At 62.3% G+C, this 23664-nt stretch carries 20 protein-coding genes and 1 other RNA gene; 12 read left to right on the top strand and 9 right to left on the bottom strand.

Annotated features, from left to right (window positions below; translation table 11 throughout):
• Positions 1-368 precede the first annotated feature (368 nt).
• Together ACD590_RS13975 and ACD590_RS13970 are read left to right on the top strand one after the other, a co-directional pair.
• Complete coding sequence (locus ACD590_RS13975; RefSeq protein WP_018242826.1) at positions 369-1367, top strand: flagellin N-terminal helical domain-containing protein; 999 nt, start codon at positions 369-371, stop codon at positions 1365-1367.
• Positions 1368-1640: 273 nt separating this feature from the next.
• Positions 1641-2306, top strand: coding sequence for an OmpA family lipoprotein (locus ACD590_RS13970; protein ID WP_012758248.1), 666 nt, complete (start codon positions 1641-1643; stop codon positions 2304-2306).
• Positions 2307-2355: 49 nt separating this feature from the next.
• On the opposite strand, the gene ACD590_RS13965 is transcribed toward ACD590_RS13970, so the two are convergent.
• The gene (locus ACD590_RS13965; protein ID WP_439002794.1) at positions 2356-2763 is read right to left on the bottom strand and encodes a DUF2000 family protein; all 408 of its coding nucleotides are present in this window, start codon (positions 2761-2763) and stop codon (positions 2356-2358) included.
• A gap of 45 nt (positions 2764-2808) precedes the next feature.
• Between ACD590_RS13965 and ACD590_RS13960 the strand changes: the two genes are divergently transcribed.
• Positions 2809-3723, top strand: coding sequence for an AraC family transcriptional regulator (locus tag ACD590_RS13960; protein ID WP_439002793.1), 915 nt, complete (start codon positions 2809-2811; stop codon positions 3721-3723).
• Positions 3724-3783: 60 nt separating this feature from the next.
• Here the strand turns inward: ACD590_RS13960 and ACD590_RS13955 are convergent, their stop codons facing one another.
• Entirely contained in the window at positions 3784-4878 is a 1095-nt protein-coding gene (locus ACD590_RS13955) for an AbrB family transcriptional regulator (RefSeq protein ID WP_028732819.1), read from the bottom strand.
• A gap of 253 nt (positions 4879-5131) precedes the next feature.
• Positions 5132-6034 carry a LysR family transcriptional regulator gene (locus ACD590_RS13950; RefSeq protein ID WP_439002792.1) on the bottom strand — a complete coding sequence of 301 codons (903 nt, stop codon included), beginning with the start codon at positions 6032-6034 and terminating at the stop codon, positions 5132-5134.
• Between the two features lie 92 nt (positions 6035-6126).
• Here ACD590_RS13950 and ACD590_RS13945 point away from each other — a divergent pair, with 92 nt between their 5' ends.
• The 3 genes from ACD590_RS13945 (at position 6127) to ACD590_RS13935 (ending at position 12649) form a co-directional block, all read left to right on the top strand.
• On the top strand, positions 6127-7161 hold the full coding sequence (locus ACD590_RS13945; RefSeq protein ID WP_439002791.1) for an aldo/keto reductase: 1035 nt from the start codon (positions 6127-6129) through the stop codon (positions 7159-7161).
• 162 nt (positions 7162-7323) lie between these two features.
• Positions 7324-8736, top strand: coding sequence for an FAD-binding oxidoreductase (locus ACD590_RS13940; RefSeq protein WP_247265832.1), 1413 nt, complete (start codon positions 7324-7326; stop codon positions 8734-8736).
• A 202-nt stretch (positions 8737-8938) separates the two neighbouring features.
• A complete protein-coding gene (locus tag ACD590_RS13935) occupies positions 8939-12649 on the top strand; it encodes an AsmA family protein (protein WP_439002790.1) in 3711 nt (1236 codons plus the stop codon).
• Between the two features lie 105 nt (positions 12650-12754).
• Here ACD590_RS13935 and ACD590_RS13930 read toward each other — a convergent pair whose 3' ends face one another.
• From ACD590_RS13930 to ssrA, 4 genes are all read right to left on the bottom strand, one after another.
• Positions 12755-12979 carry a ribbon-helix-helix domain-containing protein gene (locus ACD590_RS13930; RefSeq protein ID WP_247265830.1) on the bottom strand — a complete coding sequence of 75 codons (225 nt, stop codon included), beginning with the start codon at positions 12977-12979 and terminating at the stop codon, positions 12755-12757.
• Between the two features lie 158 nt (positions 12980-13137).
• Positions 13138-13332 (bottom strand): DUF4169 family protein, encoded by a 195-nt coding sequence (locus tag ACD590_RS13925; protein WP_130717157.1) that lies wholly within the window; start codon positions 13330-13332, stop codon positions 13138-13140.
• A gap of 50 nt (positions 13333-13382) precedes the next feature.
• A complete protein-coding gene (locus ACD590_RS13920) occupies positions 13383-13898 on the bottom strand; it encodes an SspB family protein (RefSeq protein ID WP_018446518.1) in 516 nt (171 codons plus the stop codon).
• Positions 13899-14025: 127 nt separating this feature from the next.
• Positions 14026-14388, bottom strand: a transfer-messenger RNA (tmRNA) gene (gene ssrA / locus ACD590_RS13915).
• A gap of 111 nt (positions 14389-14499) precedes the next feature.
• Here ssrA and ACD590_RS13910 point away from each other — a divergent pair.
• The 5 genes from ACD590_RS13910 (at position 14500) to ACD590_RS13890 (ending at position 19989) form a co-directional block, all read left to right on the top strand.
• Positions 14500-15294: a thymidylate synthase gene (locus ACD590_RS13910; protein ID WP_018242815.1), complete on the top strand. Its 795-nt coding sequence runs from the start codon at positions 14500-14502 to the stop codon at positions 15292-15294.
• 13 nt (positions 15295-15307) lie between these two features.
• Complete coding sequence (locus ACD590_RS13905) at positions 15308-15826, top strand: dihydrofolate reductase (RefSeq protein ID WP_439002789.1); 519 nt, start codon at positions 15308-15310, stop codon at positions 15824-15826.
• A gap of 148 nt (positions 15827-15974) precedes the next feature.
• Positions 15975-17057: an FtsH protease activity modulator HflK gene (gene hflK / locus ACD590_RS13900; protein ID WP_018242813.1), complete on the top strand. Its 1083-nt coding sequence runs from the start codon at positions 15975-15977 to the stop codon at positions 17055-17057.
• Between the two features lie 3 nt (positions 17058-17060).
• Positions 17061-18017: a protease modulator HflC gene (gene hflC, locus ACD590_RS13895; protein WP_018242812.1), complete on the top strand. Its 957-nt coding sequence runs from the start codon at positions 17061-17063 to the stop codon at positions 18015-18017.
• A gap of 196 nt (positions 18018-18213) precedes the next feature.
• Complete coding sequence (locus tag ACD590_RS13890) at positions 18214-19989, top strand: Do family serine endopeptidase (RefSeq protein WP_439002788.1); 1776 nt, start codon at positions 18214-18216, stop codon at positions 19987-19989.
• A 330-nt stretch (positions 19990-20319) separates the two neighbouring features.
• Here the strand turns inward: ACD590_RS13890 and serB are convergent, their stop codons facing one another.
• Positions 20320-21210, bottom strand: a complete 891-nt coding sequence (gene serB, locus ACD590_RS13885; protein WP_439002787.1) for a phosphoserine phosphatase SerB — start codon at positions 21208-21210, stop codon at positions 20320-20322.
• On the opposite strand from serB, the gene miaA reads away from it, so the two are divergent.
• Positions 21209-22105, top strand: a complete 897-nt coding sequence (miaA, locus tag ACD590_RS13880; RefSeq protein WP_439002786.1) for a tRNA (adenosine(37)-N6)-dimethylallyltransferase MiaA — start codon at positions 21209-21211, stop codon at positions 22103-22105. The genes serB and miaA overlap by 2 nt on opposite strands.
• On the opposite strand, the gene ACD590_RS13875 is transcribed toward miaA, so the two are convergent.
• Complete coding sequence (locus tag ACD590_RS13875; RefSeq protein ID WP_439003536.1) at positions 22102-23610, bottom strand: PLP-dependent aminotransferase family protein; 1509 nt, start codon at positions 23608-23610, stop codon at positions 22102-22104. The two genes, miaA and ACD590_RS13875, sit on opposite strands and share 4 nt — an antisense overlap.
• Positions 23611-23664 lie beyond the last annotated feature (54 nt).

Genomic DNA, 23664 nt, shown 5'->3' with positions numbered 1-23664 from the left:
TTCATCCGATTTCGAAGGCTGCCGGACTGCCGCGCAACCCTTTAAATTGGGACGGATTTAAGGATAAATTTTGCAGCAATTCAAAGTGCTACAGCGTCCTTTGCGAGTCTGAAAAGACGCGGGGCGCTGTAATCCGGCGGCGCTTCTCATGGTGTATGAAACCTTGCGAAATAAGATAAATTACTTCTGAAGTTTAGTCGTTTGTTAAGCATAAACGGTAATGATTGTTATCAGTAACCGACTGGTCTTCTTCGTTTCTTGGAGGCCGCAACGCGCTGGAATTCCAGCGACCCCGGACATGAGAGTCCGCGCGGACGGTTCATTTCTTGTGCAGTTTGCGTCCTGTTGTGTTTTTGGAGTTTAGTTCCGTGAGTATTTACCAGCGCGTCTCGGTGGATGCGGCGCTTCATGTGCTGCGCGATATCAACCGCAATATGGCGGTCACGCAAAACCACATCACCACCGGCAAGCGCGTCGCGGAGGCCAGAGACAATTCCGTCTACTGGTCTGTCGCGACCACTGCGCGAACCGACAACAAGGCGATTTCAGCAATCCAGGATGCGCTCGGTATGGCGGCGGCGACGATGGGAACGGCCTATACCGGCGTTCAGAACGTCATCGATGTCGTCTCGGAGATCAAGGCCAAGCTGGTTGCCGCGACCGAAGATGGCATCGACAAGAATAAGGTCAACGAAGAGATCAAGCAGTTGCAGGAGCAGTTGCGCAGCGTCTCCGAGGCGGCGACTTTCAACAGCGACAACTGGGTGGTTCTCGACAACAACGCGACGCCGACGCAGCCGCGCCAGATCCCGGCCTCCTTCATCCGCAATGCCGACGGCACGATCTCGGTCGGCATGCTGAGCTACCATATCGACACGACGCCGACCGGGAGCACCTCCTCCAAGGACGCGCGCTACCTGATCGACGATCGCGCCACCGGTTCGGGCGAATACGGCGTGCTGACATCGGCCTATTTCGCCACCGAGCTCGGCGCCTCGCAGAATTATGTGCTGATGGAGAGCAAGAACGGCACGACCACGGGGCAGGTGGTGATTTCGCTCTCGGACGTCACGACGAAAGGACAGGTCAGCGAAATGATCAGTGTCGTCGATGCGGCACTGACGCAGCTGACGACAGTCGGTTCAGCCTTCGGCGCGTTGGAGAAGCGCATCAACCTGCAAAACGACTTCGCCACGAAACTCCACGACAACATCACCGCCGGCATCGGACGGCTTGTCGATGCGGACATGGAGGAAGAGTCCAGCAAGCTCAGGGCGCTGCAGACGCAGCAACAGCTCGGCCTGCAATCGCTGAATATCGCCAACGCGACCTACGATACGGTCAGGCAGTTGTTCCAGAATTTCTAAGAGTGCGGTCACCCAGCCATCCGCCCTCGTGGTTCGAGACGGCCTTTCGGCCTCATGACCATGAGGGCTGATTGTCGCGCTGGCCGCAGAGGCTATCGTTCTGCCATACCGTCGCGCAGGCGCACTACTCGCTAAAACTGGTGATATCTGCGCATTCCCGCAACATCGCTTCTGTTTCGGCGCCTGAAATTCCCCTATCAAGGGAACATCTTCATTTTCTTGCCGCAATCCTTGCCATTTGCTCGGATCAGTCGAACGGAGACCGTCCTGTCCATGATCAAGAAATTCGTACTTCTAGCTATTGCCGCAAGCTATCTCAGCGCCTGCACGACGACCGATCCCTATACCGGTGAACAGAAGGTTTCCAATACGGCCGGCGGCGCCGCGCTTGGTGCCCTCGGCGGTGCGCTCGTCGGCGTGGCCGTCGGCGGCGGCGGTCACGGCAAGCGCAATGCGGCGTTGATCGGCGCCGGCGTCGGCGCTCTCGCCGGCGGCGCGATCGGTAATTACATGGACCAGCAAGAATCCGAGCTTCGCGCCCAGCTCGAAGGCACCGGCATTTCGGTGACCCGCAACGGCGACAACATCATCCTCAACATGCCCTCGAACATCACCTTCGACGTCGACCAGGACGCGGTGAAGCCGGGCTTCTATCCGACGCTGAATTCGGTGGCGATCGTGCTGCGCAAGTTCAACCGCACGCTGATCGACGTCAACGGCCATACGGATTCGACCGGCAGCCTGCAGCACAATCAGGACCTGTCGCAGCGCCGCGCGCTGTCGGTTGCCGATTATCTCGGCGGCCAGGGCATCGACCAGCGCCGCGTCTCCGCCGTCGGTTTCGGCCCGTCGCAACCCGTCGCCTCCAATGCGAGCGAGGCCGGCCGGGCGCAGAACCGCCGCGTCGAGATCCAGATCGCTCCGATCACCCAGGGCTGAACCGGATTTTCTGCCTTTGAAGCGGCCGGGCTTAGCCCGGCCGTTTTTGTTAATGCTGCATCGTCGCGCCCTTGGTGATCTTGTCGACGATCTTCATTTCGGCGCGCAGCGCGATGCCGACCACCTTCGCGTCTTCGGGAGCAAATTCGGCGAAGACGGCGCGATTGGCTGCGTCGTAGCCGGTCGCAAACATCTCCTCGATGAACAGCGAGCTGGTAATATCGCGATCCAGCGCGCGGCGGTGAACGGCTGACATCGTCGCCCCGTCGGCAGAGAGCACGATGATCGGCTGGATCGATAGCGGATTGTAGAGATTGCCGGCGCGGTCCCTATAGGCTTCGCCGATGATCTCCGGATGCCGGCCGGCGATGCCTGTCATCAGGAAGGCGGTAACGTTCAGCTTCTGCCAGCCGGCAAGATTGTTTCGCAGGACGACGGCAATTTTGGTATCAAACATCGGACGGTCTTTCACCTAACTACGGGTTATGGAGTATCGGGCGCGTTGAACCAGGATTTACATCCGCAGGTCTTCGAAGGTCTTGAACGTTTGTGCGTGGGACCGTCCGGCAACGCCATCCTGGCTGCGCCGGCCTTTCCCGGCATCGAGCGCATCGCGGCGCAGTTCTCCGGCAATGCCTTCGAGCCGCACCGACACGATACCTATGCGCTCGGCGTGACCCTGAAGGGGGTTCAGACCTTTCGCTATCGCGGCGAGCGGCGCTTCAGCCTGCCGGGGCAGGTGATCGTGCTGCATCCCGATGAGGAGCATGACGGCGGGGCGGGAACCGAGGACGGGCTGCAGTACCGCATGCTTTATCTGGAGCCGTCGCTGCTTCTTGAGTGCCTGGAAGCCGATGGCGTCGGCCTGCCTTTTGTCGATGAACCCGTTATCGGCGATCCCGCGCTGGCGGGCGTGCTGCTGGCAGCACTCGGCGAACTCGACCGCGAACTGGACGAGCTTTTCGTCGACGATTTCTTATCGCGGGTGACCGGCGGGCTGTCACGACATGCGCGCATGCCGCGCCGGCCGCTCGGCGGTGTCGCCTGGCGGCAGGCGCAGGCGGCGCGAGATTATCTTGAGGCGCATGCGACCCGGGCAGTGCATTCCCTAGAGCTGGAAGCGGTAACGGGGCTCGACCGTTTCGCGCTGTCGCGGCATTTCCGGGCGGCCTTTGCCACCAGCCCGCATCGCTACCTTTTGATGCGGCGGCTGCAGCGGGCGCGGGCGATGATCGGCGCGGGCGAAGGGATTTCCGATGTGGCGGCGGCGACCGGCTTTGCCGATCAGAGCCATCTCAATCGCCATTTCAAGAAGGCCTACGGCATGACGCCCGGCCAGTGGGCAGCGCTCGCGCATAACTCCGCGCCGCGCTCTAAAGCGCGTCGCGTCAATCCGGATTTATGCGACGCGCTTTAAGTCTTTGATTTATGCATGTCGTTATCCCAAAACCGCTGCGCACTTTTGGTGCGATATGCATCAAGCGGGATTTTCCGCAAGGCCGGAACGGCGCGCGATGAAACGGGCGAGCATCGGGCCGATCATCAGGATCACCAGGAAACGGCCGGTCTGCATCGCCATGACGAAGGGCACGTCGACATCGCTGGAGGCGGCGATAATAGCGACGGAATCGGCGCCGCCGGGGCTGGTAGCGAGATAGGCGGTCAGCGGATCTATGCCGGCGAAGACGTGAAGCGCCACCGCCATGCAGCCGCAGAGCGCCATCAGCAGCACGATGCAGGCCGATACCCTCGGCAGGGCGCGCGCCACGTGCTTGAGGATCGAGCGGGTGAAACGTAGGCCGATGCTCCAACCGACGAGCGCATAGGCGATGGCGAGCAGCCACATCGGCAGCTCGATCTTCAGGAGGCCCGTGCCCTGCAGCAAGGCGCCGAGAAAGAGCGGCACGATGATCGTGCCGCCCTGGAGGCGCAGGCGCCAAACGCCATAGGCACAAAAGGCCGCAAAAGCCATCGTCGCTGCAAAGTCCGGCCAGTCGATCTCGGGAAAGAGGACAAGCGGCGGCGGCTCGGCGCCGTCGGCTGCCACCCACAGGCGCGAGATCACCGAGGCGCCGACGGCGACGAAGACGACGCGCAGATACTGCATGAAGGCGACGAGACGGCCATCGGCGCCATAGGCTTCCGACATGATGACCATGGCGGAGGCGCCGCCCGGCGAGGAACCCCATACCGCCGTCGTTCCCGGCAGCACCTGCCAGCGCGTCAGCAGCCAGCCGAGGCCGGTGGCGATGGCGATGACCGAGAAGATGAACAGCAGGAAGAGCGGCGCGTCCTTCGCCATGGTGCCGAGAATGTCAGGGGTGATGGTGCGCGCCATCATCAGGCCGACGAGGACCTGGCCGAACTGCAGCGGCCAGAAGGGCACGCGAAGCTTTCCTTTGCCGACGGTCAGCGCCAGTGCGATTGCCGCGACCATCGGTCCGATCAGCAGCGAGGCCGGCAGGGCGAAGAGCTCGAGGAAGACGACGAGAGCTGTGGAAAGCGCGAGCAGCAGCGCCCATTTCGGCAGGCCGGCATCCCGCAGCAGGCGGCTTGCGTCGCTGAGTGACATGATCCCCGTGTCTTTCCTGGCCGGCGCCAAGCCCTGAGGCTGAAGATGGGAGGGGCTCCGGCATGACGAAGAAAGGCCGGCTACAAGAGCCGGCTGGCGCGGGTCCGGTATAGGCGGGTGGAAGACGAGCGGTCAATTGCGAAATTTGGCTACTCGACGCCTTAAGATGCGAATTTGATTCATGTTGCCGCGCTAACTCATTGTTTTTATGTATGTCGCCCTCCCAGGCCGCACGGTTTTGGGCGGGGTACCGTCACAAACGCACATGGCCGGCGAGAAAATCAAGCAGGGCGCGTACACGCGCCGGCAGTGGCCCGCCCTGGCCCATATAGAGGGCGTAGAACTCCTCGAGATCGCCGGGATTGGCCTCTTCGAGCACCGACACCAGGCGCCCGGCATCGATATCGGCGCGCACGGTGAAGGCGGCAAGGCGGGCAAGGCCGGCGCCTGATAAGGCGAGGTGGCGCATGGCTTCGCCGTCTCCCACCTGCACGCCGGGGGTGATCGGGATCATCAGCGTTTCGCCGTCCTCGCGCAGCGGCCAGCCCTCTACGGCGCGGGCGTAGGAAAAGCCGATGCGGCAATGGCGGCGGAGTTCGGCAGCCGAGCGCGGTTCGCCGTGGCGCGATAGATAATCCGGCGACGCGACGACGATCTTGCTGGTGGCGCCAAGCTTGCGGGCGATCAGGCTGGAATTCTTCAACGGGCCGGCGCGGATCGCGACATCGGCGCGTTCTTCCATCAAGTCGACTATCCTGTCGGTATGGGAAATATCCAGCGTCACGGCCGGATGAAGCGCCATGAAGGCAGGCACGAGCGGCGCCAGCACATGGTTGCCGAAGGAGCCGCTGGTGTTGATGCGGATGCGGCCCGAGGCCTGTTCGCCTGTCGAGGCCTGACGTTCGGCTTCGGCGATATCGGCAAGGATGGCGATGCTGCGCTCGTAGAAGGCGCAGCCTTCCGGCGTCAGTTGCAGCCTGCGGGTCGAACGGTTGACGAGGCGGGCGCCGAGGCGTGTCTCCAGTCGGGCGACGAGCTTGCTCACAGCCGACGGCGTCATGCGCCGGGCCGTAGCGGCGGCGGAAAAACCGCCACGTTCGACGACGCTGACGAAGACTTCCATTTCGCCGGAGCGATTGATGTCCTGACGACTCATGATGAATTCAAGTCACAAATGATTTGCTTTCAGGCAATCTATATCATCGAGAGACCAAGGTCTATCTCATAGGAAATACAGGAGACAGATCCATGGACTACAGAAACCTCGGCGCCTCCGGCCTCAGAGTGCCGGTCTTGAGCTTCGGCGCGGGCACATTCGGCGGCAGTGGCCCCCTGTTCGGCGCTTGGGGCAATACCGATGCGGAAGAGGCGCGGCGGCTGGTCGACATCTGCCTTGAAGCCGGTGTCAATCTCTTCGACACAGCCGACGTCTATTCGGCCGGCGCCTCCGAAGAGGTGCTCGGCCAGGCGATCCGCGGCCGGCGCGACGCTGTGCTGATTTCGACGAAGACGGCACTGCCAATGGGCGAGGGGCCGCAGGACTGGGGAACGTCGCGGGCGCGGCTGATCCGCGCGACCGAGGATGCGCTGCGCCGGCTCGGGACCGACTATATCGACCTCTTGCAGCTTCACGCCTTCGATGCCTCGACGCCGGTCGAGGAGGTGCTGTCGACGCTCGACGGGCTCGTTGCCGCAGGCAAGATCCGCTATGTCGGCGTTTCCAATTTTGCCGGCTGGGAACTGATGAAGTCGCTCGCCGCCGCCGAGCGCCACGGCTATCCGCGTTATGTCGCCCATCAGGTCTATTATTCGCTGGCAGGGCGCGATTACGAATGGGAGCTGATGCCGCTTGGCGCCGACCAGGGTGTGGGAGCCCTCGTCTGGAGCCCGCTCGCCTGGGGACGGTTGACCGGCAAGATCCGCCGCGGCCAGCCGCTGCCCAAGGCAAGCCGGCTGCACGAGACGGCGCAATACGGCCCGCCTGTCGACGACGAGAAGCTATTCGACATCGTCGAGGTGCTGGACACCATCGTATTAGAAACCGGCCGGACGGTGCCGCAGATCGCCATCAACTGGCTGCTTAACCGGCCGACGGTATCGAGCGTCATCATCGGCGCCCGCAGCGAGGAACAGCTCCGGCAGAACCTCGACGCGGTCGGCTGGAGCCTGTCGAGGGAGCAGATCGAAAGGCTCGACGCCATAAGCACTGTCACGGCGCCCTATCCCTATTTTCCCTATCGCAGGCAGGCGGGTTTTGCGCGGCTCAATCCGCCGATTGTCTGAGGTGCGGGGACTGCGGACTTGGCTATAGCAACCGGCCTATAACAAAGTAGGAATGAAATCTTCTGCCAATCTTAACTGGACAGCCGCTTTGACTTGCCGCATACCCAGCCTGACCTGCGGAACACGATATGGTTTCTGCGGAATGGCAGGGAGATCAAAGGGATGGCGCTGAAGGACGCGAAGGCGGGCACACGCAACGAGGCCGGAATTGCCGCGGTGCTTGGTATTCTCAAGCAGAGCTTCGGCGAGCGTTTTCAGACCGGCCATTCCTTCCGCGAACAACATGCCCATACGACCACTTATATCCCGCCGCAGCTGCCGGACGGTGTGCTCTTCGCCGAGAGCGCCGAGGACGTGAAGGTGGCGGTCAGGGCGTGTGCGACCCACAAGGTGCCGGTGATCGGCTTCGGTGTCGGCACCTCGCTGGAGGGTCAGGTCAATGCCGCCAATGGCGGTATTTCGATCGATTTCAGCCGCATGAACCGGGTGCTCGAGGTCAATCCCGAAGATCTCGACTGTACCGTCGAGCCGGGTGTGACACGCGAGGCGCTGAACATCCACCTGCGCGATACCGGCCTGTTCTTCCCGATCGATCCCGGCGCCAACGCCTCGATCGGCGGCATGGCCTCGACGCGGGCCTCCGGCACCAATGCCGTGCGCTACGGAACGATGAAGGACAACGTGCTTGCCGTCACCGCGGTCACCGCCAATGGCGAGGAGATCCGCACGGCCCGGCGCGCCCGCAAATCCTCCGCCGGCTACGACCTGACGCGGCTCTTCGTCGGCGCCGAGGGCACGCTCGGCATCCTGACCTCGGTAACGCTACGCTTGCAGGCGATTCCGCAGAAGATCGCCGGAGGGGCCTGTGCCTTTCCGAGTATCAAGGCCGCTTGTGATGCCGTCATCATGACGATCCAGATGGGCATTCCGGTGGCGCGCATCGAGCTGCTCGACACGGTACAGATGCGGGCCTGCAACGCCTATTCCAAGCTCTCCTACGCCGAAAGCCCGACACTGTTCCTCGAATTTCACGGCACCGACGAGACGGTGCCGTTGCAATCGGCAGCCTTTGCCGAGATCGCGGCGGAATGTGGCGGCGGCGAATTCCTGTGGACGGCCAATGCCGAGGAACGGACGAAGCTCTGGAAGGCGCGCCACGACGCCTATTGGGCCGCAAGGGCGCTGGCGCCTGGGCTTGCCGCACTTTCGACCGATGTTTGTGTTCCGATATCGAGGCTCGCCGATTGTGTTTCCGAAACGCAGGCGGATATCGAGGAGCACGGGCTGTTGGGGCCGATTGTCGGCCATGCCGGCGACGGGAACTTCCATGTGCTGCTGTTGTTCGACGACAAAAGTGCCGAAGACATCGCCAGGGCTGAGAGCTTCGTGCAGCGGCTCAACCAGCGAGCGCTCGACCTGGACGGGACATGCACCGGCGAACACGGGATCGGGCAAGGCAAGATGGCGTTTCTGGAACAGGAGCTCGGCGGCGCGGTGGATCTGATGCGACAGGTGAAACAGGCGCTCGATCCAGACGATATCTTCAATCCTGGCAAGATTTTCCACCATGGCTGAAAACGGAATATTCTCATGAACTTGGGCCTTGCCCCCGGCATGAATAGCGCTAGAACAGGATGATGTTGGGCCAGCTCAACCTGAAATCTGAATCCTGTTCTCAAATAAAGAGTTAGAGCATGATGTCGTCCGAAAACCGCTCACACTTTTCGGCATCATGCTCTAGTGTCGGCAACAGAATCCCAAATGGAGACGCTTTGCATTGGTAGGCCGGTTCCTCGTCTTTCTGGGGGGAGTGATCGTCGTAGTGCTGTTTGTGGCGCTGCTTGCGCCGCTGTTCATCGACTGGACGGATTTCCGCAAGAATTTCGAGGATCAGGCAAGCCGCATTATCGGTAAGAAAGTCACCGTCTACGGCACGGTAGATGCGCGCCTGCTGCCGTTTCCATCGGTGACCCTGCATGATGTGCGCGTCGGCCAGGAAGCGGACGGCACGCCGATCGTCAAGGTCGAGCAGTTTTCCATGGATGCGGAGCTCGCACCTTTCCTGTCGGGCGAAGCGCTGATCTTCGACATGCGCATCGTCAATCCGAAGGTGCGCTTGAGACTGCTCAAGGACGGCACGCTCGACTGGATGCGCGGCAGCCGCGCGGAAATACCGGCAAGGACCGTCGTTCTCGAAAACGTGCATGTCAGTGGCGGCGAGGTCGAATTCATCGACGACCAGTCGGGCCGCTCGCGTCGCATCACCGGACTCAATGCGGAAATGTCGGCAAAGTCGCTGGCCGGCCCCTGGCGCATCGAGGGCGACGCTGCGCTTGACGGCGAGCACGGCGGCTTCTCGATCTCGAGCAGCCAGCCGGACGACAAGGGCGTGCTGCGCATGCGCACGAGGCTTTCGCCGGACAAGCACCCTGTCAGCGTCGATCTCGACGGCGAGCTGAAGCTCGTCGACAGTAAGCCGAATTATCAGGGCCAGCTTTCGGCGGCGATCGAGATCCGCAACAGCGCCAAGCCCGCCAACAAAAAAGAGCAGCCGCCGCGCGTCAAGGGCCGCTTCGAGCTCACCAATGAACGCATCCGCATTCCCGAATACCGGATGGAGATCGGCCCGACCGACGATCCCTATGTCATAACCGGCGAGGCGACGCTCGATACCGGCAATGCACCGGAATTCCTGCTGACCGCCGACGGGCAACAGATCGACGTCAACCGTATCGGCAATCAGGGCACTGCCGGCAAGACGACGCGCGATGCGGCTGTTTCGGCGCGCCAACGGCTGAATTCGCTGATCGATATCGTCGGGCAGGTGCCGATCCCGCAGGTGCCGGGCAAGGCGAGCGTCAAGCTGCCGGCGATCGTCGCCGGTGATACGACGTTGCGTGACGTGCAGTTGGAGCTCGAGCCGGCCGGCACCGGCTGGATGATCGACAGCGCCACCGGCACGCTGCCGGGGCGCACGCAGGTGGAAGGCAAGGGCAAGCTCTTGCTTCAGGGTGAGGCCTCGTTCAACGGCCAGATCGTGGTGGCTTCCAGCCAGCCGACCGGGCTTGCCTCCTGGCTTGCCGGCTCGGTCGATCCGGCCATCCGGCAACTGCGGCAGGCGGGCTTTTCCGCCAATGTCAGCCTGACGCATGAATTGCAGCGTTTCGAAAATCTCGAGATTGCCGTCGGACCGGCGACGCTGAAGGGCCGGCTGGAGCGCCAGGCGATTTCCGGCCAGACGCCGACGCTGTCGGTGGCGCTGAACGGCGATACGCTCGATCTCGACGCGCTGCAGGCGCTGAGCGGGCTCATGACCGGCCAGGATGCCGGCGACAACGTGCTCGACCACAAGATCGCCGCCCAGCTTAAGGCCGACAAGTTCACCGCCTTCGGCGTCAGTGCCGACAATGTCGAGACCACCTTTACGATCGCCGATGGCGCGCTTGCCGTCGACCGGCTGTCGATCAAGGATATCGCAGGCGCCGAGCTGACGGCGACGGGCAGGGCAGAAGGCTCATTGCTCGACTACAAGGGCGCGGGTGAAATCACCTTCAAATCGGCCGATCCCGGCGGCTTCTTTACCATGCTGCGCGAGCACCTGCCGCATCACCCGGTGCTCGACCGGCTGGTGCGCAATGCCGGGTGGTACGGCAATACGGCGCTTCGCGGCGCGCTGACGCTCGGCGGCGACGAGGGCAACGCGCTGACGGTGACACTTGCCGGTGTCTCGAACGGCAGCCGCGTCAATCTCGACTACCGCATGTCCGACCTCTTGGCGCTGACCGGCAATGGCACGACGAGCCTTGAGGCAACGCTCGAAAACGCCGTGCCGTCCATCCTGTTCGGCCAGGCCGGGCTCGACCCGCTGCCGGTCGATGTCGGGGCCAATGGCCGCCTGACGCTGAAGGTGAAGGCATCGGGCAATGATCCCGCCGATGCGGCCCTGAGCTTTGCGACCGACCGGACCTCGTTCACCGCCAACGGCAAGGTCGATGTTCGGCCGGAGACCTTCATGAACGGCCAGATCGGGCTTTCGCTGGACAGTGCCGATATCGACCCCTATCTCATCATGAACGGCATCGCCCTGCCGCAGACCGGAACCGGGTTGCCGCTCGGCCTGCAGGTCAATGCCGCCGTCGACAGCGACAAGATCGTCTTTTCGGATCTCAAGGGGCATGCGGCCGACAACGAATTTTCAGGTGCGCTGACCTTTGACCGGAAGGCTGCGAAGACGACCGCGAGCGGCGGGCTGACGCTCTCCAAGGCCGATGCCGGCTGGCTCGGCGAGGCGGTGTTCGGCCAGATCGTCGATCCCGCCAACGGTCAGCTGACGACGGCGCCGCTGGGGCTGCCCATCTTCAAGGATCTCGACGTCAACGTAAAGCTGACGGCCAAGCAGTTCTGGCCGGGCCTGCCGGATACAGCGGTGTCGGACTTCACCAGCAACGTCGCCTACAAGGGCGACGAGTTGCAGCTCAACGACATGGCCGGCAACTGGGACGGTGGAAAGCTTTCCGGCAACCTGCTCTTCACCAATGCCAACGGCACCGGCTTCCTGCAGACGAAGCTTGCGCTTGCCGATTCCGATCTTTCCGGCGTCGTCTGGCTGCGCGACGGCGCGCCGATCGCCAACGGCAAGTTCGGATTGTCGCTGTCGATGGAGGCCTCGGGCAAGACGATCGGCGAGATCGCCAGCTCGCTCAATGGTTCGGGCGAACTGAAGCTCGGCGATACCAGCATACGCGGGCTGAATCTTGCCATCCTTCCGCCGCTGCTTGCCGCGACCGATACGATGCAGGAGCAGATCAATGCCGGCAAGGTGCATCCGATCATCGAAACGCTGCTCAGCAACGGCGAGGCGAAGCTGCCGCCGCTCGGCGTCCCCTTCAACATCACCGACGGGACGCTGAGGGTGCAGAATGTCACCGTCGCCAACGATCTCGCCCGCATCACCGCCGATGCGCAGATCGCGCTGCCGGAAGAGCGGGTCAGCGCGACGCTGGGTGTCGGGTTCAATCCGGGCACCGAAGCGCTTTCTGGTGCGGAGCCGGCGCTCAGGCTGAATTTTTCCGGCATGCTGCCATCACCCGGCAAGACGATGGATGTGACCGATATCACCAGCTATCTGTCGCTGCGCGCTTTCGAGCGCGAGCGCCGGCGGGTCGAACGGCTGCAGGCGATCGTGCTCGAAAAACAGCGGCTGCGCCGCGAGGTGGCGCTCTATCGGTTCAACGACGCCGAGCGCATCAAGGCGGCCGAGATCGAGCAACAACGGCGGGCGGAGGAAGAGCGGCTGCGTGCACTGGCGCAGCAAGCAGCCGCTGTGAAGGCTGCTGCCGAGGCAGAGGCTGCACGCGCGGCGGAAGCCAAAGCGAAGGCGGATGCGCAAGCGAGGGCTGCCGCCGAGGCGGAAGCGGCACGGCGCAGCGGGCAAGCACAGCCGGGTCCGCTCAATTTTGACCAGTTGCCGGGCGTTCAGGCGCAGTGAGATTGCATAGAATTTGATTCATGCAAGGCGTATCAGATCTCTGTTTTCATTGATTTTTCGCCCAAAATCGCCCCACGGTTTTGTGCAGCGTGCATCAGGCCCGGGTCACGGCTGGCGGTCGCCCTCAGCCTTCAGCCAGGAAAGCACATGCAAGCGCAGCGCCGAGGACAGGTTGCTGTCCGGCGGGCGGTGGTCGTCGATTTTGGAGATCAGGGCGGCGAGCGGTATCGAACGGCCCGCGGCAATCATCTTCAGCTCGGCCCAGAACTCATCTTCAAGCGAAAAACTGGTGCGATGGCCGTGCAATGTCGCCGAATGCTTGCGGATCATGGAGCGCCTTCACATCCCGGTTAGAGCGCCGAGCGTCCGCGAGGACGCGCTCAGGACGTTTTGTCAAATCATGCGTGGGTTGGCAGATCGATTCAAGGAAACCGCGCAAGTGGCTGATCGCAGAATCCATTCCAGCTTTCAAGCTTTGCGTGAAACCCTCACGCGCCGTCGTCATCAGTCTCGATCCGGCCGTCGCGATGGGTCTTGTCGGCCTTGTCGTTCAGGCTGCGGGTCAGTTGCTTTTCGGCCTTGACGCGGCCGAAGGAAATACGGTTCTGTTCGGCCTGCTTCTCCTTTTCGGAGCGAGCCTGCTTCTTGCGGAACTGGCGCAGATTGATGATTTCGGCGCTCATGCGTTTGCCTGAATTCCCTATGAAAAAGGGAGGCTTGGCCTCCCTTCAAATCACTGTTTCTTGCGGAAGGAGTCGAGTGAGACGACGGAGCCCGGTTTCTTCTCTTCGCCATCGACGGGTTTTGCGCCCGCAGCGTCATCCGACTTTCCAGCCGCATCCACCGGATAGGCGGTGATTTCACCGGACGGCAATTCCTCGCCATCGGCGAGAGGCACGTCGAATTCGAGCTCGAAGTTGACGGAGGGATCGTAGAAGCCGCGGATCGCATTGAATGGGATGACCAGCTTTTCCGGAACGTCGGAGAAGGAAAGGCCGATCTCAAAATGCGTTTCGGTGATCTTCATGTCCCAGAACTGGTGCTGGATGACGATGGTCATCTGCTCGGGGTATTTCGACTTCAGATGCTGGGAGATGCGCACCCCGGTCGCGCCCGTGAGGAAGGTGATGAAGAAGTGATGATCACCGGGCAGGCGGCCCGTGGCTGCGACTTCCGCCAATACCTTGCGGATGACGCCGCGAAGTGCATCCTGTGCCAGAATGTCGTAGCGGATATGATCCTGCCCCATGCTTTTCCTGTCTTTCGTCGGTTCGGAGTCTTTTCACAAGGTTGTATGCCACGTCCGGGCGCCTTGGGAAAGACCGGAGCCGAGTCACGTTTTTAAGCAGCATACATGATTTCGGCGGCAGGGAGAAGGTGAAGGCTTCTGTTGCCAGGTGCCTTCGGACCCCGCCTAGAGGTGCGAACCACTAGGACTTTGATTGAAGTGTCACACCGCGATTAAGCAGCGAGACGAGCTTCCGCATAGTTGTCGTTTGCAACTACAATTTTAGCCCGATAACGGCGGTACAATGCCGAGCAAAAAGACGATCTTTACACCCTTGTCGATCCTGTTTCGCCCCCATCAAAAGCCGGCCTTCGAGACCGCCGGTTTTTGGTGGAGGCGCCGGGTACCGCCCCCGGGTCCAATAGGTTTATTACACCGCTCATTTATCGCCATAGCCGGCCCGAAAGCCGGCATGGGTGATATAGTGGTTTCCTCAGCCCAAGGAAAGGGCAAACGTCATAAAAGCGTTATGCGACCTATCAGAAACATTGGGAAAATGCCCGGCGGTGATTGGTTTCCCGGTTCTGAAGGCTTAAATTAGCCGAAACGGAATCAGCGCGACATGAAGCAATATCTCGATCTCTTGAATCATGTGATGGAAAAGGGCTCCGACCGGGGCGACCGCACCGGCACCGGCACACGCTCAGTCTTCGGCTACCAGATGCGCTTCGACCTGGAAGAGGGCTTCCCCGTCCTCACCACGAAGAAGCTGCATCTGCGCTCGATCATCCACGAGCTTCTCTGGTTCCTGAAGGGCGAGACGAATATCCGCTATCTCAAGGAGAATGGCGTTTCGATCTGGGACGAATGGGCCGATGAAAACGGCGATCTCGGGCCTGTTTACGGCGCCCAGTGGCGCTCCTGGCCAGCGCCCGATGGCGGCCATATCGACCAGATCGCCAATCTCGTCAAAGGCATCGTCAACAATCCGAATTCGCGCCGCCACATCGTCTCGGCCTGGAATCCGGCCGAAGTGGACGAAATGGCGCTGCCGCCCTGCCATTGCCTGTTCCAGTTCTATGTGGCTGATGGCAAGCTTTCCTGCCAGCTCTACCAGCGCTCGGCCGATATCTTCCTCGGCGTGCCGTTCAATATCGCTTCCTATGCGCTGCTGACGATGATGGTGGCTCAGGTGACCGGACTGAAGCCTGGCGATTTCGTCCACACGCTCGGCGACACCCATCTCTATCACAACCATTTCGACCAGGCGAAACTGCAGCTTGCACGCCGGCCGAAGCCGCTGCCGTTCATGCGCATCAATCCTGAGGTGAAAGACATTTTCGGCTTCACCTTCGACGATTTCGAGCTGATCGGCTACGAGGCCGATGCCAGCATCAAGGCGCCGATCGCCGTCTGATCCAGGATATTCCATGGCCGACATCCGCAGGACCATTATCGCCGCCGTTGCCCGCAACGGCATTATCGGCCGCGACGGCGACATGCCGTGGCGGCTTTCGAGCGACCTCAAGCGCTTCAAGGCGCTGACATTGGGCAAGCCTGTGGTGATGGGCCGCAAGACCTACGATTCGATCGGCAAGCCGCTGCCGGGACGGCCGAACGTCGTCATCTCGCGGCAGGCGGCGATAGACCATCCTGATGTCTCCATGGTCCATACGCTGCCGGAGGCGATGACGGCGGCCGAAAGGCTGGCGCTCGAAACCGGCGTCGACGAAATCTGCATTCTGGGCGGCGGGCAGGTCTATGCCCAGGCGATCGGCCTTGCCGACCGGATGTGCATCACGCATGTCGAGGCTGATCTCGATGGAGACGCGTCGTTTCCCGTGATCGATCCCGACACCTGGCAGGCGGGGGAGGCGATCGCGGTTCCGGCCGGCGAAAAGGACAGTTATCCCACGCGTTTCATCGTCTACGAACGCCGTCACGCCTGAAAATGAACTATTTTCCAATTAAATTGACCAAGTTTCTCACGCTGCGTTGAAAGCCGATGCGGCGATACCTATAACGGTCACCAACGCGTCCGCCGGTCAGCCCCCACGGTTTCGGATGCGTGGAGACTTAACGAACAACGAGGTTTTGATGCCCTGGAGCAATCAGAATGGCGGCGGCGGCCCTTGGGGCGGCGGCGGCGGTAATAATCAGGGACCATGGGGACAGGGGCCGAACCGGCCGCGCGGTGGCGGCGGCAAGGGCGGACCGCCTGATCTGGAAGATATCATCCGGCGCGGCCAGGACCAACTGCGCAACATCATTCCCGGCGGCTTCAACGGCGGCGTGGCGGTGATCGTCGTGGCGATCGTCGCCGTCTTCTGGCTGATCCAGTGCATCTATGTCGTGCAGCCGGACGAACGCGGCGTCGAACTGCGGTTCGGCAAGCCGAAGGCCGAGATTTCCATGCCGGGCCTGCATTTCCACCTGTGGCCGATGGAGACCGTGGAGACGGTCAAGGTGACCGTGCAGCAATTGAACATCGGGGCGACTTCGGCATCGTCTTCGAACGGCCTGATGCTGTCCAGCGACAAGAGCGTCATCAACGTGCAGTTCGCTGTCTTCTACACCGTCAGCGATCCCAAGGCCTATCTCTTCAACGTCGAAAATCCGGCAGAGACGCTGCAGCAGGTTTCCGACAGTGCCATGCGTGAAATCGTTGGCCGGCGTCCGGCGCAGGACGCCTTCCGCAGCAATCGCCAGCCGATCGAAGTGGATGTGCTCAATATCCTGCAGGACACGATGAACCGCTATGGCGCGGGCGTGACCGTCACCGGCGTGACGATCCAGAACGTGGCGCCGCCGCGGGAAGTCGCCGATGCTTTCGAAGAAGTGCAGCGTGCCGGCCGTGACCGCGATAGCACGATCGAAGAGGCCAATCGCTACACCAACCAGAAGCTCGGCCAGGCGCGAGGCGATGCGGCGCGAATCCGCGAAGATTCAGCCGCCTACAAGGACCGTGTGGTGAAGGAGGCGGAAGGTGAAGCGCAGCGGTTCACGGCGATCAACGACGAATATTCCAAGGCGCCCGACGTGACCCGCAAGCGGTTGTACCTCGAAACGATGGAGCAGGTGCTGAAGAACTCCCGGAAGGTCATCATCGACGAGAAGCAGGGCGTCCTGCCCTATCTGCCGCTCAATGAGCTCGGCAAGCCGGCGCAGCAGGGAGGTTGAGTCATGACATCGAACAGACTTCCCATCATTCTTCTCATCCTCGCCATTGTGCTGGTCGGGCTTTATTCGTCCATCTTCGTGGTGAATGCACGTGAGCAGGCCATCGTCGTCCGCTTCGGCCAGATCCAGTCGGTCAAGACCGAGCCTGGGATTTATTTCAAGCTGCCTTTCGGCTTCATGGATGCCGACCGCGTTCAGCTGGTCGAAAAGCAGGCGCTGAGGCTCGATCTCGACAATATCCGCGTTCAGGTCCAGGACGGCCAGACCTTCGACGTCGATGCCTTCGTGATCTATAACATCTCGGATGTTCGCCGTTTCCGCGAAACAGTATCGGGCGATCGCGAAGCCGCGGAAGCGCGGTTGAGGGCGCAGCTCGATTCATCGCTTCGCCGCGTCTACGGTCTGCGTGACTACAATGCCGCGCTCTCGGAAGAGCGTGTCGCAATGATGCTGGAGATTCGCGACGATCTGCGCACGGATGCCGAAAATCTCGGCCTGCATATAGACGACGTTCGCATCCGCCGCACCGACCTTTCGCCGGAGGTTGCGCCGAACACCTATAATGCCATGCGTTCGGAACGCCTTGCCGAGGCGGAGCGCATCCGTGCCGAGGGCAATGAGGAAGGCCAAAGGCGGCGCGCCATCGCCGACCGTCAGGTTGTCGAGCTCACCGCGGGCGCCCAGCGTGATGCGGAAATCCTTCGAGGCCAGGGCGATGCGGAACGCAACCGCGTCTTCGCCGAAGTCTTCAGCAAGGATCCAGCCTTCTTCGAGTTCTATCGCTCGATGGCGGCCTATTCCTCCGCTCTCTCATCGCAGGACACGACGCTGGTGCTGTCGCCGAATTCGGAATTCTTCCGCTATTTCGACAATGCCGCCGGCACCCTGCAGCCGTCGCCAGCAAGCCCGGCAGTGCCGGCTCCGGCAGCGCCTGGGGCACCTGCCCAGCCGACGAATTGAAGCAGGGGATACCCCGATAATCCTGGAAGGGCCGGCCCGAGTGCCGGCCCTTTTTTCGTGGAATGGTCGCGATAATTGGGCTTTTGCGAGGCCACGTCACATTGCACGGGGATTTCGCGAAAAGGTGATTTCGCCCTCCATCATTCCGCCTTATGCTGGTGCTCAATGTGCGCATGACCCCTTATGAGGAAGCTTGATGGCCCCCACGATTCGCTCGCCCTTCAGACGAACGCTCGCGCTTATGGCCAGCGCTGCAATTCTTGCGCATGCCGGCATGAACGGGGTCGCCTACGCCCAAACCGCGCCTGAGACGACAGCACCCGGGGTTGTGACGCCCGCTCCGGTTACTCCTGAGCCGGCTGCTCCCGCACCCACACCGCCGGCCGCGGCTGCACCGGGAACAGCTGCTCCCGCTCCTACGCCTCCCGTACCCGCCGCACCGCAGCAGGCCGCCGCGAGCCAGGCCGTCGTGCCGAATAACGGCCCGGCTTCGGTCGCCGATCTTGCCGAGGGGCTGCTCGACGCGGTGGTCAACATCTCGACCTCGCAGAATGTGAAGGACGACGAGGGTGCAGGCCCGGCGCCGCGCGCGCCCGACGGCTCGCCTTTCCAGGAATTCTTCAACGATTTCTTCAACAAGCAGCAGGGCAACAAGGGCGGCAACCACAATGTCAGCTCGCTCGGCTCCGGCTTCGTTATCGATCCGGCCGGCTATATCGTCACCAATAACCACGTGATCGAGGGCGCCGACGACATCGAGATCAATTTCGCCAACGGTTCGAAGCTCAAGGCGAAGCTGATCGGCACCGATACGAAGACCGATCTTTCGGTGCTGAAGGTCGAGCCGAAGGCACCGCTGAAGTCCGTGAAATTCGGCGATTCCAGCAAGATGCGCATCGGCGACTGGGTGATGGCGATCGGCAATCCGTTCGGCTTCGGCGGTTCGGTGACGGTCGGCATCATTTCCGGGCGCGGCCGCAACATCAATGCCGGCCCCTACGACAACTTCATCCAGACGGATGCGGCGATCAACAAGGGCAATTCCGGCGGCCCGCTCTTCAACATGAAGGGTGAAGTGATCGGCATCAACACGGCGATCATTTCGCCGAGCGGTGGCTCGATCGGCATCGGTTTCTCGGTGCCGTCGGAGCTTGCCTCCGGCGTTGTCGACCAGTTGCGCGAATATGGCGAGACGCGGCGCGGCTGGCTCGGCGTGCGCATCCAGCCGGTGACTGACGATATCGCCGACAGCCTCGGGCTCGACACTGCAAAGGGCGCGCTGGTCGCCGGCGTCATCAAGGGTGGCCCAGTCGACGACGGCTCGATCAAGGCGGGTGACGTCATTTTGAAATTCGACGGCAAGACCGTCAGCGAAATGCGCGACCTGCCGCGTGTCGTGGCGGAAAGCACAGTCGGCAAGGAAGTCGATGTGGTGGTGCTGCGCGACGGCAAGGAGCAGACCGTCAAGGTGAAGCTTGGCCGGCTTGAGGACAGCGATCAGGCGGCTGCATCCGATGATGCGGCGCCTGATGGTTCGCAGGATGACGGCGTGATCACCCCGGACCCCGGCGAGAACAACGACATGGACCAGCCGGATACCGGCGATCAGGCCCAACCCGCACCTGATACACCCGACCAGCATAAGGGCCAGGTGTCGCCGGATGCTGCAACGCCGAAGAACGTGCTCGGGCTGTCGCTGTCGCTGTTGAGCGCCGAGACGCGCAAGGCCTTCGGCATCGCCGAGAGCGTCGACGGCGTCGTCGTCACAGAGGTGACGCCCGGCTCCGCCTCCGCCGAAAAGGGGTTGAAGCCCGGCGACGTGATCGTCGAGGTGGCGCAGGAGTTCATGAAGTCGCCGGATGCGGTCGCCGCCAAGGTGCAGGCGCTGAAACAGGAGGGCCGCCGCAACGCCCAGCTGATGATCGCATCGGCGAATGGCGATCTGCGGTTCGTGGCGGTGCCGATGGAATAAGGGAGCTACGGCGGTAGTGAATTAGCCGCCGTACTCTCCAACTCTCCCTCATTCCTCTGCTTGTCACAGGAATCCAGTGCGCCCAAGTCCTTGGGCGCAGAAAACTCTTCTCTCCTGACGTAAGTCACTCACCGCGCAGACGCGCGGTGGCTGGTTTGCTGTGACGAGCACAGGAATGAGGGCGGAGAGGGTGTGCCGGGGGGCCTTTCGAAACGGAATCGGTGGCCTAACGGCCCGGAGATGACAGGCTATTTGGCGGGTTTACGGAGGTTGCCTTCCGTACGAGCCACCAGCGATCAGCCCCGATTGGGAATGTCGCTGGTATCGCCTTCATGCCGTCACGAAATCCGTCTTCCGGTAGCCCTGGATGTAGAGCAGTGCGGTCAGGTCGCCGTGGTTGATGCGCATCTGCGCTTCGGCAGCGACTGCCGGCTTGGCGTGGAGGGCGACGCCGGAGCCTGCAAGGTGCAACATGCCGAGATCGTTGGCGCCGTCACCAACGGCGATCGCTTCTTCCGGCGAAATGCCGAGGCGAGCCGAAATCTCGTTCAGCGCATCGACCTTCGCCTGCTTGCCGAGGATTGGTTCGGCGACGAAGCCGGAGAGAATGCCGCCGTCTTCGAGCAGTGTGTTGGCGCGGTTCTCGTCGAAGCCGAGAGTGGCGGCGATGCGGCTGGTGAAGACGGTGAAGCCGCCGGAGACAAGCGCGGTGTAATGGCCTTTCGACTTCATGGTGGCAAGCAGTTCCGGGCCGCCCGGGGTGAGCGTGATGCGCTTGGCGATCACCTCGTCGACGACCGATATCGGCAGGCCCTTCAGCAGCGCGACACGCTCACGCAGGGCAGGCTCGAAGGCGATCTCGCCGTTCATGGCGCGGGCGGTAATGGTCGCGACCTTGTCTTTCAGGCCGACTTCGGCGGCGAGTTCATCGATGCATTCCTGGCCGATCATCGTCGAATCCATGTCGGCGATCAGCAGCTTCTTGCGGCGGGTTTCCTGCTCCTGGATGACGAGATCGATCGGTGCGTTTGATATGACGGCAAGGATATTGGCCTCGGCCGCTTGCGCATCGGTGCCGTCGCGCAGCGCGATGTCGCAGGCAACGCCATCGGCCAGCCAGTAGAGACCGGAAGCTTTCACGGCCTCGGCCGCCTGCTCGGCGATTTCGGGTGTCAGCACGGGATTTGACGGATTGGCAACAAGCGTGGCAACGAGGGCCATGATGGAAAACCTTCTGAGCACAGTGAACGCGATCCTGATAACCGGGCCGACCGCCAGCGGCAAGTCCGCGCTCGCCGTCGAATTGGCCAAGCGCCATGATGGCGTGGTCGTCAACGCCGACAGCATGCAGGTCTACGACACGCTGCGGGTGCTGACTGCGCGCCCGTCGGAAGAGGAGATGCAGGGCGTGCCGCATCATCTCTACGGCCACGTGCCGGCCGGTGCGGCCTATTCCACAGGCGGCTGGCTACGGGATGTCTCGGCATTGCTGCCGACGCTCAGGGCCGCAGGGCGGCTGCCGGTCTTCGTCGGCGGCACGGGGCTTTATTTCAAGGCGTTGACCGGTGGTCTCTCAGATATGCCCGAGATACCGGAGGCCCTGCGGAAGGCACTCAGGTCGCGGCTGCTGGAGGAGGGCACGGACGGGCTCTATGCCGAACTCGCGGTGGCCGATCCCGCCATGGCGGCAAGCCTCAACCGCCAGGATGGGCAGCGGATCGTGCGGGCGCTGGAGGTGATGAAGGCGACGGGGCGGTCGATCGCCGATTTCCAGGGCCAGTCGGGACCGGTGATCATCGACGCCGCCCAGGCCCGCAAGATCGTCGTGCTGCCGGATAGGGCGGTGCTGCATCAGCGCATCAACGGGCGTTTCGAAAAGATGCTGCAGCAAGGCGCGGAAGACGAAGTAAGGGCGCTGCTTGCGCTCGACCTGCCGGCCGAGGCGCCTGTGATGAAGGCAATCGGCGTGTCGCAGATTACGGCGATGGTCAGGGGTGAGATGACGCGCGACGAGGTGCTGGAGAAGGGGGCTGCGGCGACGCGGCAATATGCCAAGCGGCAAATGACATGGTTCCGCAACCAGATGGACGATAGCTGGGAACGGCTGACAGTTTAGGTTTCAGTTTGTTGCGGGCCTCCCGCTTGAGACATCTGCTGGCTCAACAGTTCGACGAGTTCGCCAACCGCCGCCTGTAGCTGGTCCGCCAGAAATCCGCCGAAGCCCAGCATCAGGCCGGGGCGTGCCGGCCGCGCGGAATACATCGGGGAGATCGCGCGCACGGCAAGGCCGGCCGACAGGGCACGGGCTGCGAGTTGCACGTCATCGACCTCCTCGGGCAGCCATAGAAGAATATGCATGCCCTGGTCGCTCTGCTGGACGCAGCACCCCTCCGGCAAGGCCCGCTCGAGCGCCGAGAGCAGAACAGCGCGGCGTTCGGCATAGAGGCCACGGATGCGCCGGATATGCGCTTCGAAATAGCCTTCCCGCATGTAGGCCGCCAGAACGTGCTGTTCGGCGATCGGCGAATGCCGGTCGAGAATGGCACGGGCGCCGGCAAAGGCTTCTGCGAGTGGAGGAGGGGCGATGACGTAGCCGAGGCGCAGGGAGGGAAAGAGCACCTTGCTGAACGTGCCGAGATAGATGACGCGTGACGGACGCAATCCCTGCATTGAGGGAAATGGGTGTCCGGCATAACGCAGCTCGCTGTCGTAGTCGTCCTCGACGATCCAGGCACGATTTTGGTCGGCCCAGGCTGTCAGGGCATTGCGTCGGGCCATGCTGAGCGGCATGCCGATCGGATATTGGTGCGAAGGGGTCACGAATGCGGCGCGCGCCTGGGGACATAGCTCGAGGCCGCGTTCCACGTTCATTCCCTGTGCATCGACCGGCAGGCGGTGCGTCCGGACGCCGAGATCGTCGAGCACTGCCGTCAGACCGGGATAGGCCGGGTCCTCGGCCCATACCGGATCGTCACGCGAGAGAAGGACCCGCCCCGCCATATAGAGACCTTGCTGAGTGCCTGATGTGACGATGACCTGTTCCGGCTCGCAATGAACGGCCCGCGCACGGCGGACGTGGTCGGCAATGGCAAGCCTGAGTTCGAGCAGACCCATCGGGTCGTGGTAACCCGAGGGTGCGGCCTGTCTCGACGCGCGCACGCGGTTGCCGAGACGGCGCCAGTTGTCGTCGGGCGCAATGCCGGAAGCCGGGACGGCGATGGCAAAGGGAACGGGCGGGTGCGGGGTGAGCGCACGGGCGATGGCGATCAGCCGAGCAGCCTGGGAAGGCAGATCGACGGCATCCACGGCAGACGGCACCGCCGGTGCAGGCGGGGGCGCCGGCGTGGTGTCAATCAGATCAGCGGCAACACGGGTTCCGGCTCCGACCCGCGCTTCGAGATAGCCTTCGGCGGTCAACTGATCGAACACCTCGACGACAGTGCCGCGCGCGATCTTCAGCGAAGCTGCAAGGCTACGCGTCGAAGGAAGGCGTTCGCCTGGCCTCAGATCACTGCAGGCGATTGCGTTCCGCAGGGCCTGCGCAAGCTGGCGACCGACATTGTCCGTTCGGTCGATTGCGTTGAGCGATGGGATTTCGATAGTGCTGCGCCGTTTGGACATCGCAAAATGGTCCATAGAGATTCTTCAAAAATGGCGCTTCATGGTGAACCAATT

This window comes from Rhizobium sp. 862_C5_N1_2 (genome assembly GCF_051811205.1).
Classification (GTDB): domain Bacteria; phylum Pseudomonadota; class Alphaproteobacteria; order Rhizobiales; family Rhizobiaceae; genus Rhizobium; species Rhizobium leguminosarum.
This window is presented reverse-complemented; position numbering and strand designations above follow the sequence as displayed.